Origin of the sequence: Streptomyces sp. NPDC051041 (genome assembly GCF_044456065.1) — a bacterium.
Classification (GTDB): domain Bacteria; phylum Actinomycetota; class Actinomycetes; order Streptomycetales; family Streptomycetaceae; genus Streptomyces; species Streptomyces glaucus.
Genome location: NZ_JBITFM010000017.1, coordinates 35,525 through 50,672 on the forward strand (window position 1 = coordinate 35,525; position 15,148 = coordinate 50,672).

Consider the following 15,148-nt stretch of genomic DNA (forward strand, 5'->3'; position numbering starts at 1 on the left):
GCAGTGGGGGGAACTTCCCCTCCCTGTCCTTCCGCAGCTTAGTCCCGCAAGCGGGGACCGCTCATTCCAACTGCCGACACCGGACCGAGAACCAGCACTGCCTCCTGACCCCGAACGCCGACATCTGCTCCAACCCGATGGTGCGAGACGATGTTCCCGCAGGCCAGGCAGATACCCCAGTCGCCAGTACGCCGATGGCGAACGTGAGACGGCCTCTCCTGCGCGTCGCCCCCTCCCACTAGGCATGTCTTACCCGCTGTCACTGACAGTCCATGCCGAGTGCGCCGGTTCCCTCCGCTACGGGCGAACAACCTTGCGCCACCCCACACCCCTAAGCGCCCCCTCTTTCGGCACTCTGCGCACTCATCGGAGCACCCAGCGTAACCCTCGTGCTCCTCCGGCAGTTGCCCTTGGCATGGTTGGCGACCCGCCTCCGGCCGTGACGGCACCCGCTTCCCGTCGGCCGGCCTGCGCGCGCGGGCAGGCGGGACCGGGTGAGCGGGCGGGACCGGGCGAGCGCGGGAAACGGAGCGAGCAAGGGGAGCCGGGGGATTCCGTGGGGCAGGAGGGACCGGGGGGCGTCGGGGAGCCGGAGGGCCTCCGGGAGCCGGCGGGCGTCGGGGAGCCGGCGGACCGGAGCGGCCGGTGCGGCCGGTGCGGCCGGGTCCGGCGGTGGTACGAGGACGAGCTGGGCTGGCCGACGGCGCCCGGGGCGCCCGTACGGCTTCGGGTGGGTGTCCGGTTCGACGTGCTGGACGTTCCGGCGGAGGCGGGCCACGCGGCGCTGTGGCGGCTGGGGCCGGGCTCCCCGGTGGCCGTGCAGGGCGACCGGATGCGACTGCTGGTGGCCGCGGGCAGCGCGGAGGAACTGCCCGGGCTGCTGGACTGGCTGGAGTGGGGTGCGCTGGCGCTCGATCTGACGGCGATCGGCGCGGGGGGTGTCATGGCCGCCCCGCCGCCCCCCGGCCCCGGCCCCACCGGCACGCGGCCGCTTCCCCTGGACCGGCGCGGTTCACAGGGGGCCGCCGCATGGCTGCGGCCCCCCGGGCCTGGGTGCGAGGTCGAGGCCTCGCTGCCGACGCTGTCGGCCGTGGGGAGCGGTGAGGGCGCCCCTGATCTCGTACGGCTGGTCGACACGGTGGCGGCGCAGTGTCACCGGGTCCGGCTGCGGCGCGCGTGCGCCCGGCCGCCGGCCTGCCCGCAGGTCCCGCGTCCGTACCAGCAGGCCGCGGCTCAGCCGTTGGCCTTCTCGTACTCCTCGCGGATGGACGCGGGGACACGGCCCCGGTCGTTGACCTCGTAACCGTTCGCCTTGGCCCACGCGCGGATGGCCGCGGTGTCCTGGCTGCCGCCGGAGGAGGCACGCGCCTTTCCGCGTCCGCCGGAGGCGCGGCCACCGGTACGCCGGCCGCTCTTCACGTAAGGCTCCAGAAGACTGCGGAGCTTGTCCGCGTTGGCGGTGGTGAGATCGATCTCGTATGTCTTGCCGTCCAGCGCGAACGTCACGGTCTCGTCCGCCTCGCCACCGTCGAGGTCGTCGACAAGAAGGACCTGAACCTTCTGTGCCACCGGATTTCCTTTCATCGATAACGTGAGGGCCGGGGTCCGCCGGCGTCCGCCGTATCTCCGTCCCCTGTTATATGCAGTACTGCAGTACGTCGGAAAGCAAACCGCTTTTGCCGGAAAAACACAAACCCCTGGAGAGGCCGACGGTCCGGACCCGGCCCGGAAACATGCGCGTTTCGGACATAGGGAACCCGAGTGCGGTCGCCCGGGCGGAATAGGGGTGGCGGATCCGCGATCCTTGCGCGGGGATCCCATGCGGATCCCCGGGGTTCGTCGCGGATCCCCGAAGGTTCGTCGCGGATCCCCGAAGGTTCGTCGCGGATCCCCGGGTCGGTTGCGGATGCTCGGCGATCACAGATGCAGAAGCATCCGGCTGTTGCCCAAGGTGTTCGGTTTCACTCGTTCGAGACCGAGGAACTCCGCGACGCCCTCGTCATAGGAACGCAGGAGCTCCGCGTAGACATCGGTGTCGACCGGGGTCTCCCCGATCTCCACGAAGCCGTGCTTGCCGAAGAAGTCCACTTCGAAGGTCAGACAGAAAACGCGGCGAACGCCGAGCCAGCGGGCGGTCTGCAGCAACTTCTCCAGCACGCGATGGCCGACGCCGGCGCCCTTCAGGCCGGGCTGCACGGCGAGAGTGCGGACTTCCGCGAGATCCTCCCACATCACGTGCAGGGCGCCGCAGCCGACCACCTCGGCGTTGTCGTCCCGTTCCGCGACCCAGAACTCCTGGATGTCCTCGTAAAGCGTCACCGTCGCTTTGTCGAGCAGGATCCCGTCCCGGACGTACACGTCGAGGAGACGGCGTACGGCCGGGACATCGCTGGTGCGGGCCCGCCGGACGGTGATGGCTTTCGCGGTGACTTCGGGGCTCTCTGCTGACATGAGCGGACGCTATCGCCCGCCGCCCTCCGCTGCCGAACCGGGGTTCTGCGCGGGGGTATCGGGGGCCGCTTCGGCGCCGGGCGGGACATTCGGCGGGGGCGCGGGACGCGGGTTCTGTTCGACTTCGGATGTTTCCGGTCCCTGGACGACGCGCAGGGCGTCCCGGAGTGCCTGTCGCTGTTCGTCGCTCATCATCGCGAAGAAGGCGACAAGGGCCGCGGCGGGGTTGTCGCTCTGGGACCAGGCGTCGTTCATCAGGGCGGCGGCGTAGGCGGCCCGGGTGGAGACCGCCTCATATCGATAGGCGCGGCCTTCCGCCTCGCGGCGCACCCAGCCCTTCTGATGGAGATTGTCCAAAACGGTCATCACCGTGGTGTAGGCGATCGACCGTTCCCGCTGGAGATCTTCCAGGACTTCTCGAACGGTCACCGGGCGGTTCCACTTCCACACCCGCGTCATGACCGCGTCTTCGAGTTCTCCCAATGGGCGAGGCACATCTCCGACGATAGTGGGAGATCCAGGGAATGGCGTGGCGGACGTGCACCTTCATCCACATACGCGAACAAAAAGGGCGTACGGCTCGGATGTGCGGGAGCGCGGAGCCGTACGCCGGGGGCGCGCCGCCGGGGCGCGGTCAGGCGTCGGGCTCGGCGGAGGCCCGGCGGGGGCCCTCCGCGCGCGCCAGGGCGGCGTCGACGGCCTCATCCTCCTTGGCCTTGTTGGTGCCGCCCTGGGTCTTCACGATCACCCTGATCACGGCGATGAACAGCGCGGCCATGACGACCGGGGGCAGGAGCGCGGAGACGTAGTCCATGCGTCCAGGGTAGCCACGGGGCGGGGAATCGCCGGGATCGGGTGGGTCAGCCCGCGGCCAGCCGCCGCGGGGGCCGGCTCGCGGGTGCGGCCGGTTCGCGCCGGGGGCAGGCCTCGCCCGGCGCGGGGGCGGGGCGCCCGGCGGCGGGAACCGGGCGGGGGGCCGGTTTCTCCGCGGGGCTCCGCCCGGACGCTCCGGCGGGGTCCTCGGCGGAGCCGGCCAGGCCGCCGGGGAGGGAGAGGAGGCGGGTGCGGGGGGCGGGCGCGGCCGCGCCGGGCGCGCGGGCCGGGCCGGGTCCGGCGGGGACCCGGCAGCGGCGCAGGAGGGCCGCCGCCCCGGGGTGGCCGCGCAGGGCGCGGAGCGCGGCGAGGTCGTCGGGGCCCGGGCGGTGTCCGGCGCCCAGCGCCTCGTCCAGGAGCGCGAGGTAGCCGGCGGCGGCGCCCGGGAGGGCGGCGCGGTAGCGCGCGAGGTCGGCCACGAGGAAGGCGCGCAGCCGGGCCCCCTCCCGCAGCGCCTCGTCGAGCGACTCCGCGAGGCGGAGGCAGTCCTGGACGTCCCCGGCACAGGCGGGGCCGTGGTGCAGAGCGAGGGCGAGGGCGCGGCGGAGCACCCGCAGCTCCTCCGCGCCGAACGCCATGCCGCCGCGGGATCCGTAGGGCGTGGGCATGCGGCGACAGTACGCGCCGGCCGGACGGACTTCGCCCACCGGGCGGGTGTGGCGTGCGGAGCCACCCGGGTGGCCGGGGAGGGACCCGCCCCGGCCGGTGACGGCGGTCCGGCCGGGGCGGGGCCTTCTCAGCCCGCGGCAGCGGACCGGCCGGGGCAGGGGGCTCCCGGGCCGGGAGCGGGTGCGTCCGGCCCGGTCCGCCGGGGCGCCGGCCGGGTCACAGGCGGGAGACGTTCCGTTCGTACACCAGGCGCAGGCCGATCAGGGTCAGCCACGGTTCGTGCTCGTCGATGACCGAGGACTCGCCCAGCACCATGGGCGCCAGGCCGCCGGTCGCGATGACGGTGACGTCGTCCGGGTCGTCGGCCAGCTCGCGGGCCATGCGGTTGACGACGCCGTCGACCTGCCCGGCGAAGCCGTAGACGATGCCCGCCTGCATGGCCTCGACCGTGTTCTTGCCGATGACGCTCCGCGGGCGGGCCACCTCGATCTTGCGCAGCTGCGCCGCCTTGACGCCGAGCGCCTCGACGGAGATCTCGATGCCCGGGGCGATGACCCCGCCGACGTACTCCCCGCGCGCGGACACCGCGTCGAACGTCGTCGCCGTGCCGAAGTCGACGACGATCGCCGGGCCGCCGTACAGCTCGTTGGCGGCGACCGCGTTGATGATGCGGTCGGCGCCGACCTCCTTGGGGTTGTCGAAGAGGATCGGCACGCCCGTCTTCACGCCGGGTTCGACGAGGACCGCGGGGACGTCGCCGTAGTGGCGGCGGGTGACCTCGCGCAGCTCGTGCAGGACCGAGGGGACGGTGGCGCAGACGGCGATGCCGTCGATGCCGTCGCCCAGGTCGTCGCCGAGGAGGGGGTGCATGCCCATCAGGCCCTGGAGGAGGACCGCGAGCTCGTCGGCGGTGCGGCGCGCGTCGGTGGAGATGCGCCAGTGCTCGACGATGTCCTCGCCGTCGAAGAGGCCCAGGACGGTGTGCGTGTTGCCTACGTCGATCGTCAGCAGCATGTCCCGTACCCCTACTCCGCCGCTCGCAGATCCAGGCCGATGTCCAGGACGGGGGAGGAGTGGGTCAGGGCCCCCACGGCCAGGTAGTCGACGCCCGTGTCCGCGTACGCCTTGGCGTTCTCCAGGGTCAGGCGGCCCGACGCCTCCAGCTTCGCCCGGCCGCCGACGACGGCGACGGCCTCCGCGCACTCGCCGGGCGTGAAGTTGTCCAGCAGGATCAGGTCGGCGCCGGCGTCCACGACCTCGCGCAGCTGGTGCAGGGTGTCGACCTCGACCTCGACGGGGACGTCGGGGAAGCGCTCGCGGACCGCCTGGAACGCCTGGGCGACGCCGCCCGCGGCGACCACGTGGTTGTCCTTGACCAGGGCCGCGTCGGAGAGGGACATGCGGTGGTTGACGCCGCCGCCGCAGCGGACCGCGTACTTCTCCAGCGAGCGCAGGCCGGGGGTCGTCTTGCGGGTGTCGCGGACCTTCGCCCCGGTGCCGTCCAGGGCGTCCGCCCACGCGCGGGTGGCGGTGGCGATGCCCGACAGACGGCACAGGATGTTCAGGGCGCTGCGCTCGGCGGTGAGCAGGTCACGGGTGCGGGTGGTGATCGACAGGAGCTTCTGGCCCGCTTCGACGCGGTCGCCGTCCTCGGCGTGGCGCTCGACGGTCAGCTCGTCCTCGCAGACCACGGAGACGACCGCCTCGGCGATCCTCAGGCCCGCGACGACGCCCGCCTCGCGCGCGGTGAAGTCGGCGGTGGCGACGGCGTCCTCGGGGATCGTCGCGACCGTCGTCACGTCCACGCCGTGCGCCAGGTCCTCCTGCACGGCCACGTTGGCGATGTCCTCGACCTCCACGGGGTCGAGTCCGGCGTCGGCCAGCAGCTGGGCGAGGGCGGGGTCCAGGCCGCACTCCAGGTATTCCTCGTCGGTGTCCGCGCCGCAGGCGCAGCCGTCGCCGCAGCCGCCCTGGGCGAGGGGAAGGTCGGGGTGGGTCACGTCGGTCACTGCTCCTGGAGAGGCACGGTGGTCCCCCCTGCCCGGGCGCGGTCGGAAGCGCCGGGATCCTGGGGGAGGGTCGGGGGGAAGTCTGCGGTATCGGTGGTGCGCACGGCCAGCGTGCGGTCCGGGTTCAGGGATACGACGATGTGGCGGCGCCACGCCGTGTCGTCGCGGTCGGGGCGGTCCTCGCGCCAGTGGCAGCCCCGGGTCTCCTCGCGGAGCCGGGCCGCGGCCACCAGGACGCGGGCCACGCACAGGAGGTTGGTGGCCTCCCAGGCGTCGACGCCGGGCTCGGCCGTCTTGCCGTTCTCGGCCAGGGCGTCGAGGGCGTCGGCGTGCAGCTGCTCCAGCCGGTCGGCGGCCCGGGCGAGGGAGTCGGCGGAGCGCAGGACTCCGGCGCCCCGCGTCATGATCCGCTGGATGGTGAGGCGGGCCTCCGGGGCGAGGAGGGGGTGGGCCGGCCCGCCGGGGCGCTCCACCGGTTCCGGCACGCGCGCGTGCGGGCCGTTCCCGGTCCGGTTCGCGGCGATGTCGGCGGCGATGCGCTCGGCGTAGACCAGGCCCTCGAGGAGGGAGTTGGAGGCCAGGCGGTTGGCGCCGTGCACGCCGGTGCAGGCGACCTCGCCGCACGCGTACAGGCCGGGGACGGTGGTGCGGCCGTGGGAGTCGGTGCGGACGCCGCCGGAGGCGTAGTGGGCGGCCGGGGCGACCGGGACGGGCTCGGTGACCGGGTCGATGCCGTGGGCGCGGCAGGCGGCGAGGATCGTGGGGAAGCGGTGCTCCCACATGGCGGCGCCGAAGTGCCGCGCGTCGAGGTACATGTGCTCGGCGCCCTGCTCCCGCATGCGCCGCATGATGCCCTTGGCGACGATGTCGCGGGGGGCGAGCTCGGCCAGTTCGTGCTGCCCCTGCATGAAGCGCACGCCGTCGGCGTCCACCAGGTGGGCGCCCTCGCCGCGCACCGCCTCGGAGACCAGCGGCTGCTGGCCCTCCGCGTCCGGGCCGAGGAAGAGGACGGTGGGGTGGAACTGGACGAACTCCAGGTCGCTGACCTCGGCGCCCGCGCGCAGCGCGAGGGCCACGCCGTCGCCGGTGGAGACGGCGGGGTTGGTGGTCGCGGAGAAGACCTGGCCCATGCCGCCGGTGGCGAGGACCACGGCGGGCGCGTGGACGGCGCCCACGCCGTCGTGCCGGCCCTCGCCCATCACGTGCAGGGTGACGCCCGCGGTGCGGCCGTCGGCGTCCGTGAGCAGGTCCAGGACCAGGGCGTTCTCGATCGTGCGGATGCCCGCCCGTCGCCCGCCGCCACCCTTGTGCGAGAGCGCTCCGCGCTCGCCCCCCGCACCTGCCCGCCGCCCGCCGCCCCCCTTGCCCGAGAGCGCTCCGCGCTCGTCCCGCCCGGCCGCGCGGACCGCCGCGACGAGCGCGCGGGAGATCTCCGCGCCGGTCGCGTCGCCGCCGGCGTGGGCGATGCGGCGGCGGTGGTGGCCGCCCTCGCGGGTGAGTTCCAGGCCGCCCCCGGCCGCCTCGTCGAACCGGGCGCCGGTGTCGATGAGGCGGCGTACGGCGTCGGGGCCCTCGGTGACGAGGATGCGGACCGCCTCCTCGTCGCACAGGCCCGCGCCCGCGACCAGGGTGTCGTCGAGGTGCTGCTCGGGGGTGTCGCCCTCGCCGAGGGCGGCGGCGATGCCGCCCTGCGCCCAGCGGGTGGAGCCGTCGTCGAGACGGGCCTTGGTGACGACGACCGTGTCCAGGCCGGCGGCCTCGCAGCGCAGGGCCGCGGTGAGGCCGGCGACGCCGGAGCCGACGACCACCACGTCCGCCGGGATGGACCACCCTGGGGCGGGCGCGTGCAGTCGTATGCCGGTGCGGGTCACGAGGTGGCTCCGAAGGTCAGGGGGATGTTGTCGATCAGCCGGGTCGTGCCGACCCGGGCGGCGACGGCGAGGACGGCCTCGCCGGTGTGGTCGTCCCCGATCTCGGTGAAGTCGGACGGGTCGACGAGGGCGAGGTAGTCCAGTTCGAGCGGCGGGTCGAGGCGGGCGGCCTCGTCCAGGACCAGGCGGGCGGCGGCGCGGACGGCGGCCGGACCGGCCGGGGTGGCCTTGGCCACGGCGTGCGCGTCGGCGGCGGCGCGGGACTCCCCCAGGGCGCTGAGCGCCTCGGCCCGCGCGTGCGAGGCGGGCACTTCGCGGGCCCGTGCGCGCAGCGCCTCTTGGGCGGCGTGCCGGTCCCGGCCCGCGAACAGGGCCCGCGACAGGGCGAGGGCGGTGCGGCGCTCGGCGGGCGAGAGGTAGCGGTTGCGGCTGGACAGGGCCAGGCCGTCCGCCTCGCGCACGGTGGGCACGCCGACGATCTCGACGCCGAAGTTCAAATCCCGCACCATGCGGCGGATCAGGGCGAGCTGCTGGGCGTCCTTCTGGCCGTACAGCGCGACGTCCGGGCGGGTGAGGTGCAGCAGCTTGGCGACGACCGTGAGCATGCCGTCGAAGTGGCCGGGCCGCGAGGCGCCCTCCAGACGCCGGCCCATGGGACCGGCGCTGACGCGGACCTGGGGCTCGCCGCCCGGGTAGACCTCCTCCACGGACGGGGCGAACACGACGTCCGCGCCCGACCGGCCGGCCAGCTCGACGTCGGCCTCCAGGGTGCGCGGATAGCGGTCGAGGTCCTCGCCCGCGCCGAACTGCAGCGGGTTGACGAAGACGGTGACGACGACCTCGCCGTCCGGCCCGACGGTCTCGCGGGCGGTGCGGACGAGGGTGGCGTGGCCCTCGTGCAGGGCGCCCATCGTCATCACGACGGCCCGGCGGCCGTGGCGCACGCGCGCGTGCAGCTCGTCGGCGGTGCGCAGCAGGGTGGTGGTCATCGGGCGTCCCCTTCGGTGCCGTCGGTCCCGTGGGCGAGTACGCCGAGGAGGTCCTCGGCGAGTTCGGGCCTGAGCAGCCCGTGGGCGAGCGCCCGGTCCGCGGTGGCGCGCGCCATCGCCAGGTAGCCGGCGACGGCCTGCGGGGCGTGCCGGCGCAACTCGGCGACATGCGCGGCGACCGTGCCCGCGTCCCCGCGCGCGACGGGGCCGGTCAGGGCAGCGTCGCCGGAGCGCAGGGCGTTGTCGAGGGCGGCGCCCAGCAGCGGGCCGAGCATCCGGTCGGGGGCCTCGACACCGGCCGCGCGCAGCAGCTCCATCGACTGGGCGACCAGGGTGACCAGGTGGTTGGCGCCGAGCGCGAGGGCCGCGTGGTACAGCGGGCGCCGCTCCTCGGCGATCCACTCCGGCTCGCCGCCCATCTCGATGACCAGGGCCTCGGCGGCCAGCCGCAGCTCCTCGGGGGCGGTGACGCCGAAGGAGCACCCGGCCAGCCGCTGCACGTCGACGGGGGTGCCGGTGAAGGTCATCGCCGGGTGCAGGGCGAGCGGCAGGGCGCCCGCGCGCAGGGCGGGGTCCAGGACCTGCGTGCCGTACCGGCCCGAGGTGTGCACGAGCAGCTGGCCCGGCCGCACCGCGCCGGTGTCGGCGAGCCCGGTGACGAGCCCGGGCAGGGCGTCGTCCGGAACGGTCAGCAGCACCAGCTCGGCGCGGGCCAGGACCTCGGCGGGCGGAACGAGCGGCACGTCGGGCAGCAGCGCGGCGGCGCGCCGCCGGGAGGCGTCGGAGACGCCGGAGACGGCCACCGGGCGGTGCCCGGCGAGTTGCAGGGAGGCCGCCAGGGCGGGGCCCACGCGGCCGGCGCCGACGACGCCGACGGTGAGCCGCGCGGGACGGTCCCTGGGGTCGGGCTGAGGGGGTGTGTTCACGCGACGACGGCCTTCCCGTTCCAGTCCGCTCCGGGTACCGGACGATTTCTCGTCATGTTAACGCGATCGGTTCGAGGGGTGTTCGACTGTCCACAGGCTGTGGGTTTCCGCGCGGAGCGCCGGCACGCGGGGCGCGGGAGGCGGAGCGGTCGCGCGCCGGCGCGGAGGGCGGGGCGCGGGCACGCGAGCACGGGGCGCGGGTACGCGGGCACGGGACGCGGAGCGGTCGCGCGCGGGAGACGGAGCGGTGGCACGCGGGTGCGGAGACGGCGGGTGTACGCGCGGGGCGGCACACGGCATGATCACGGGAATGAGCGACACGGCAGACACCGGCGAGCGGATGCCGGACGAGGAGCACCGCACACGGCTGCGCGAGCGGCGCCTGGCCGCCGCGCGGAACGCGGAGCGGGTGCTCGCGCGCCTCGGGTTCCGGGGCACCCTGCGGGAGCGCCTGGCGCTGCTGGACGCGGCGCGGGACGTGTACGACCTGGACGAGCCGGCCGACGTCTACGGCGACGGTGTCGTCGAGGCCCTGGAGGAGCGGACCGCCGGGCTGCTCGGCCAGGAGGCGGCCGTCTTCTTCCCGACGGGCACCATGGCCCAGCAGGTCGCCCTGCGCTGCTGGGCGGCCCGCACCGGCAGCCCGGCCGTCGCCCTGCACGCGCTGGCCCACCCCGAGGTGCACGAGCGGAACGCGCTCAGCCAGGTCAGCGGTCTGCGCCCGGTGCGGGTGACGGACGCGCCCCGGCCGCCGACCGCCGCGGAGGTACGCGACCTCGAGGAGCCCTTCGGGGCGCTGATGCTGGAACTCCCCCTGAGGGACGCCGGTTTCGTGCTGCCCTCCTGGGAGGAGCTCACCGAGGTCGTGGCGGCGGCGCGGGAGCGCGACGCGGTGGTGCACTTCGACGGCGCCCGCCTGTGGGAGTCCACCGTCCACCTCGGCCGGTCCCTGGACGAGATCGCGGGCCTGGCGGACAGCGTCTACGTGTCGTTCTACAAGTCCCTCGACGGCTACGGCGGGGCCGCCCTCGCCGGCCCGCGGACGCTGGTGGAGGAGGCGCGGAGCTGGCGGCACCGCTACGGCGGCACCGTGTTCCAGCAGTTCCCGGCGGCGCTGTCGGCGCTGGTGGGCCTGGAGCGGGAGCTGCCCCGGCTGCCCGGGTACGTGCGGCACGCGCGCGTGGTGGCCGCCGCGCTGCGGGAGGGCTTCGCGGCGGCCGGCGTGCCGTGGGCGCGCGTGCACCCGCGGGTGCCGCACACCCACGACTTCCAGGTCTGGCTGCCGTACGACGCCGAGGTCCTCGCCGAGGCGGCGGTCCGCACCGCCGAGGAGACCGGCACCCTGCTGTTCGCCAACGCCTGGTCCCGCAAGGGCCCGGACATCGCCTGCACCGAGGTCTACGTACGGGCCGCCGGCCTCGACTGGACGGCGGACGACGTACGGGCGGCGGTGGCGGAGTTCGCCTCCCGGCTCGACGGGTAGTCCGGGTGGTGCCGGCTCGACGGGTGGCGCCGGTGGCTCCGGTGGTCCCGGAGCCGCCGGCGCCCGGTGAGGTCGCCTCGTCCGGCGCGGCCGTCGGTCGACGGCCGCGCCGTCGGCGGCGGGGTGCACCATGAGGGCATGAGTGTGCGCATCGACATCGCGGGCCTGCGGCCGGAGGAGGTGGTCGTCGCGCTCTCCCCCCTGGCCGAGCTGGGCTCGGCGCTGCACGTGCTCGCGGAGCCGGTCCACCACCCGGGCGTCAGGGGCTGGGCGACCGCGGTGTCCGCGCGCCTGGAGCCGGACCTCGCCGACCGGCTGTGCGAGGCGGACTTCCTGTGGACGGCGGCGTTCACGGACGTCTTCATGCCGTACGCCGGCGTACCGGGCCGCCGGACGCGGCCGGGCGCCACGCTCGCCGAGGAGCTGGACCTGCTGGACAAGCTGTCCGACGAGCAGTTCGTGGCCGCGGCGCTGGAGTTCACCTGCGGCGGGCCGTGTCCGGGCCCCGAACCGGAGCTGCTGGGCGATCCCGGGCTGCGGGAGCGGGCGCTGGAGCTGGCCGCCGCGCGCGGCCCCCGCCAGGCGCGCTTCACCCGCCGGCTGCTCGACGACCCGCCCGCGGTCCGCGCCTGGTTCCGGCAGCTCGTCCTGGACTGCGAGGAGGCGTTCTTCGCGGACACCTGGGCGCGCGTGCGGGGCCGGCTCGCCGCCGACGCCCGCCACAAGACCGAGCTGCTGCGCCGCAAGGGCCTCTCGGACATGCTGACCGCGGTGTCCCCCGCGATCGCCCTGGACGAGGAGGCGGCGCTCATCACCGTCGACAAGATGATCGTGGGGCGCACCACCACGGGCGACGGCGGCCTGCTGTTCGTCCCCACCAGCCTGGGGTGGCCCCACCTGCTCGTGCTGCACCGCCGCGACTGGCAGCCCGTGGTGCAGTACCCGGTGGGCGTGCCCGACGCCGTCGACCCGCCCTCCGTCGAGCAGATCACCCTGCGGCTGACCGCGCTCGCGCACCCGGCGCGGGCGCGGCTGTGCCGCCACCTCGCGCGCGGCGCGTTCACCACCGGCGAGCTGGCCGACGCGCACGGCATGACGGCGCCGGAGGTGTCCCGGCACCTGAGCGTGCTGAAGAAGGCCGGTCTCGTCACCACCCGCCGGCGCGGCCGCTACGCGCAGCACCAGCTGGACCTCGCGGTGGTGGCCCGCCTGGGCGGCGACTTCATCCAGGGCCTCCTGCGCTGACCCCCGGGCGCCTCGCGCCGGCCGTGCCCGCTAGCGGGGTCAGTCGAACCGGATGTGCCGCAGCCCGACCCGCGCCTGCCGCAGCCGGGTCCGTACCGGGCCCCCGTCGTCGGGCCGCAGCGTCAGCCCGGCCAGGGCGGCGATCCGGTCCGCGGTCCCCGGCACCGTCGCGCGGTCCGTCCACAGGTGCTCGGCGAACTCCGGCTCGCGCAGCCGCTCCAGGCAGTGGTCGAGCTGCCGCACGGCCCAACTGTCCCCGCGCGGCCCGGGGTTCCTCCCCGCCAGGTACCGCAGGACGTGCCCGGGACCGCGTTCGCGCAGCCGCCTCAGGACGGTCTCGCGTTCGGCGAGCAGCGTGAAGTGCCGTACGTCGTGGCCCATGTCGCGGAGCCGGCCGACGGTCTCGGCGAAGTGGCCGGGGTCGGTGACCGTCATGGGCGCGATCACCACGCCGGGGTGCTCGGTGAGGGCGAGGTCGAGGACCTCGACGACGCCCTGCCGCCAGGCGGCCAGCTCCCGGAAGCCCCCGCGGAGTCGCGGCGGGAGCATACGGCGCAGGCCGAAGCCGACGTGCTCGGGGTCGCAGACGACGCTGCCGGGCAGCCGGCGCCGTATCTCGTACGCGGTCTGTGTCTTCCCGCCCCCGAAGGGGCCGTTGATCCACAGGAGCATGCGCCGACCCTACCGGCACCCCGCGCCCCGGTCAGCCGTGTCCGCCGGCCCGCACCAGCCCCGTCTCGTACGCCAGGACCACCACCTGCACCCGGTCGCGCAGCCCCAGCTTGGTCAGGATGCGCCCCACGTGCGTCTTCACGGTCGCCTCGGACAGCACCAGCCGGGCCGCGATCTCCCCGTTGGACAGGCCCTGCGCGACCAGCACCATCACCTCGCGCTCGCGGCCGGTGAGCCGCTCCAGCTCCTTGTGCTGCGGCTGCCCGCCGGTGCCCGGCAGCATCGGCGCGAAGCGGTCCAGCAGCCGGCGGGTGGTGGAGGGCGCGACCACCGCGTCGCCGCTGTGCACGGCCCGGATCGCGGCCAGCAGCTCGCCCGGCGGCACGTCCTTGAGCATGAACCCGGAGGCGCCCGCCTTCAGCGCGGAGAAGGCGTACTCGTCGAGGTCGAAGGTGGTCAGGATCAGCACCTTCGGCGGGTCGGCCGCGGCGCGGATCCGGCGGGTGGCCTCCACCCCGTCCAGCTTGGGCATGCGGACGTCCATCAGGACGACGTCCACGTCGGTGGAGCGCAGCGCCTGGAGGGCCTCGACGCCGTCGCCCGCCTCCGCGACGACCTCCATGTCCGGCTGGGCGGCGAGCACCATCCGGAACCCGGTGCGCAGCAGCGCCTGGTCGTCGACGAGCATCACGCGGATCGCCATCGGGTCCTCTTCCGTGTCGTGTTCCCCGGCTGGGGGCGCGAGGGGCGTTACAGGTGTCAACAAGGGGCGTGCGCCGGCGTCAGTGCGCGGGTTTGAGCGGGAGCAGGGCGCTGATGCGGAATCCCCCGCCGGGGCGCGGTCCCGCGTCCAGGGTGCCGCCGACCATGCCGACCCGCTCGCGCATGCCGATCAGGCCGTGGCCCCGACCGTCGAGGCCGCCCTCCTCGTACAGCTCGTGCGGGGCGCCCTTGCCGTCGTCCTCGACCAGCAGGCCGAGCCCGTCGTCGAAGTAGACCAGGCGCACGCTCGCGCCCGCGTTCGGCCCGCCGTGCTTGCGGGTGTTGGTGAGCGCCTCCTGCACGATGCGGTAGGCGGTCAGCTCGACGCCGCTGGGCAGCGGGCGCGGGGTGCCCTCGATCCTGAAGTCGACCGGCAGGCCGGAACCGCGGCACTGCTCGACGAGGTCCTCGATCTGCCGCACGTCGGGCTGCGGCACGTACTCGCCGGCCTCCTGGTGCTCGCCGGTGCGCAGCACGCCCAGCAGGCGGCGCATCTCGGCGAGGGCCTGCCGGCCGGTGGAGGATATGGTCTCCAGGGCCTTCCTCGCCTGGTCGGGCGCGGCGTCCAGGACGTAGGCGGCGCCGTCGGCCTGCACCACCATCACCGAGACGTTGTGCGCGACGACGTCGTGCAGCTCGCGCGCGATGCGGGCGCGTTCGGCGGCGACCGCGACCTTGGCCTGCGCCTCGCGCTCCTTCTCCAGCCGGGCGGCGCGCTCCTCCAGCTGCGCGAAGTAGGCGCGGCGGGTGCGGACGGAGTCGCCGAGCACCCAGGCGAGCGCGAACGGCACCGCCTGGAAGACCGTCAGCGCGACGTTGCCCGCGACGCCCGTCTGGTCGCTCGGCCAGCGCAGCTGGGCCAGGGGGGCCGCGCACAGGCCCGCGGCCAGCGCGAACCGGGACGCCCAGCGGGCGCCCGTCGCGGCGACCGTGTAGACGATCACCAGCAGGGCGAAGTCGGCCGCCGTCGTCTCGACGTCCAGCACCAGCTGGACCACGCCCAGCCCGAAGGCCAGCAGCAGCATCCTCTCCGGCGCCCGCCGGCGCAGCGCGATCACCAGGCACAGCAGGCCGGCGACGGGCAGGACGATCATCGGCGCGTCGGTGCCCCTGGTCTCCTGCCGGGCGGCCTCACCCAGCACGGAGATCCCGAACAGGACGACGGCCCAGGCGCTGTCGACCCACGTCGGGTGCCTGCGGAGGAAGTCATAGAGGCGCTGCACGTAACCCAGCGTAGGGAGGCCGCGTGTGTGCGGGA

Annotated in this window: 16 protein-coding genes; 3 read left to right on the forward strand and 13 right to left on the reverse strand. The window is 75.0% G+C overall.

The features are described from left to right. Positions 1 to 556: 556 nt before the first annotated feature. Positions 557 to 1,303, forward strand: a complete 747-nt coding sequence (locus ACIBAI_RS23095) for an SCO3374 family protein (RefSeq protein WP_399036980.1) — start codon at positions 557 to 559, stop codon at positions 1,301 to 1,303. Here the strand turns inward: ACIBAI_RS23095 and ACIBAI_RS23100 are convergent. From ACIBAI_RS23100 to ACIBAI_RS23145, 10 genes are all read right to left on the reverse strand, one after another. Continuing rightward, positions 1,234 to 1,569, reverse strand: a complete 336-nt coding sequence (locus ACIBAI_RS23100; protein ID WP_344608790.1) for an Lsr2 family protein — start codon at positions 1,567 to 1,569, stop codon at positions 1,234 to 1,236. The genes ACIBAI_RS23095 and ACIBAI_RS23100 overlap by 70 nt on opposite strands. A 348-nt stretch (positions 1,570 to 1,917) precedes the next feature. Beyond that, a complete protein-coding gene (locus ACIBAI_RS23105) occupies positions 1,918 to 2,451 on the reverse strand; it encodes an amino-acid N-acetyltransferase (RefSeq protein WP_344608788.1) in 534 nt (177 codons plus the stop codon). A 9-nt stretch (positions 2,452 to 2,460) separates the two neighbouring features. Beyond that, positions 2,461 to 2,910 (reverse strand): BlaI/MecI/CopY family transcriptional regulator, encoded by a 450-nt coding sequence (locus ACIBAI_RS23110; RefSeq protein ID WP_399037121.1) that lies wholly within the window; start codon positions 2,908 to 2,910, stop codon positions 2,461 to 2,463. A 175-nt stretch (positions 2,911 to 3,085) separates the two neighbouring features. Next, positions 3,086 to 3,265 carry a hypothetical protein gene (locus ACIBAI_RS23115; protein ID WP_344608784.1) on the reverse strand — a complete coding sequence of 60 codons (180 nt, stop codon included), beginning with the start codon at positions 3,263 to 3,265 and terminating at the stop codon, positions 3,086 to 3,088. Positions 3,266 to 3,311: 46 nt separating this feature from the next. Continuing rightward, the gene (locus ACIBAI_RS23120) at positions 3,312 to 3,932 is read right to left on the reverse strand and encodes a hypothetical protein (protein ID WP_399036982.1); all 621 of its coding nucleotides are present in this window, start codon (positions 3,930 to 3,932) and stop codon (positions 3,312 to 3,314) included. 217 nt (positions 3,933 to 4,149) lie between these two features. Beyond that, positions 4,150 to 4,947 carry a type III pantothenate kinase gene (locus tag ACIBAI_RS23125; protein WP_399036984.1) on the reverse strand — a complete coding sequence of 266 codons (798 nt, stop codon included), beginning with the start codon at positions 4,945 to 4,947 and terminating at the stop codon, positions 4,150 to 4,152. 11 nt (positions 4,948 to 4,958) lie between these two features. Further along, entirely contained in the window at positions 4,959 to 5,933 is a 975-nt protein-coding gene (nadC, locus tag ACIBAI_RS23130; protein WP_399037123.1) for a carboxylating nicotinate-nucleotide diphosphorylase, read from the reverse strand. A gap of 5 nt (positions 5,934 to 5,938) precedes the next feature. After that, the gene (locus ACIBAI_RS23135) at positions 5,939 to 7,813 is read right to left on the reverse strand and encodes an L-aspartate oxidase (protein ID WP_399036986.1); all 1,875 of its coding nucleotides are present in this window, start codon (positions 7,811 to 7,813) and stop codon (positions 5,939 to 5,941) included. Further along, positions 7,810 to 8,802 (reverse strand): pantoate--beta-alanine ligase, encoded by a 993-nt coding sequence (gene panC, locus ACIBAI_RS23140; protein WP_399036988.1) that lies wholly within the window; start codon positions 8,800 to 8,802, stop codon positions 7,810 to 7,812. Before panC ends, ACIBAI_RS23135 begins: the two co-directional genes overlap by 4 nt. Beyond that, positions 8,799 to 9,728, reverse strand: coding sequence for a Rossmann-like and DUF2520 domain-containing protein (locus tag ACIBAI_RS23145; protein ID WP_399036990.1), 930 nt, complete (start codon positions 9,726 to 9,728; stop codon positions 8,799 to 8,801). The genes panC and ACIBAI_RS23145 overlap by 4 nt, the downstream gene beginning before the upstream one ends. 310 nt (positions 9,729 to 10,038) lie before the next feature. On the opposite strand from ACIBAI_RS23145, the gene ACIBAI_RS23150 reads away from it, so the two are divergent. Together ACIBAI_RS23150 and ACIBAI_RS23155 are read left to right on the forward strand one after the other, a co-directional pair. Further along, on the forward strand, positions 10,039 to 11,211 hold the full coding sequence (locus ACIBAI_RS23150; RefSeq protein ID WP_399036991.1) for a threonine aldolase family protein: 1,173 nt from the start codon (positions 10,039 to 10,041) through the stop codon (positions 11,209 to 11,211). Between the two features lie 138 nt (positions 11,212 to 11,349). Further along, positions 11,350 to 12,456: a DUF5937 family protein gene (locus ACIBAI_RS23155; protein WP_399036993.1), complete on the forward strand. Its 1,107-nt coding sequence runs from the start codon at positions 11,350 to 11,352 to the stop codon at positions 12,454 to 12,456. Between the two features lie 39 nt (positions 12,457 to 12,495). Here ACIBAI_RS23155 and ACIBAI_RS23160 read toward each other — a convergent pair whose 3' ends face one another. The 3 genes from ACIBAI_RS23160 to ACIBAI_RS23170 form a co-directional block, all read right to left on the reverse strand. Then, positions 12,496 to 13,128, reverse strand: coding sequence for an AAA family ATPase (locus ACIBAI_RS23160; protein WP_399036995.1), 633 nt, complete (start codon positions 13,126 to 13,128; stop codon positions 12,496 to 12,498). Between the two features lie 31 nt (positions 13,129 to 13,159). Then, the gene (locus ACIBAI_RS23165) at positions 13,160 to 13,831 is read right to left on the reverse strand and encodes a response regulator (protein ID WP_399036997.1); all 672 of its coding nucleotides are present in this window, start codon (positions 13,829 to 13,831) and stop codon (positions 13,160 to 13,162) included. A gap of 79 nt (positions 13,832 to 13,910) precedes the next feature. Beyond that, the gene (locus tag ACIBAI_RS23170; RefSeq protein WP_399036999.1) at positions 13,911 to 15,113 is read right to left on the reverse strand and encodes a sensor histidine kinase; all 1,203 of its coding nucleotides are present in this window, start codon (positions 15,111 to 15,113) and stop codon (positions 13,911 to 13,913) included. Positions 15,114 to 15,148 lie beyond the last annotated feature (35 nt).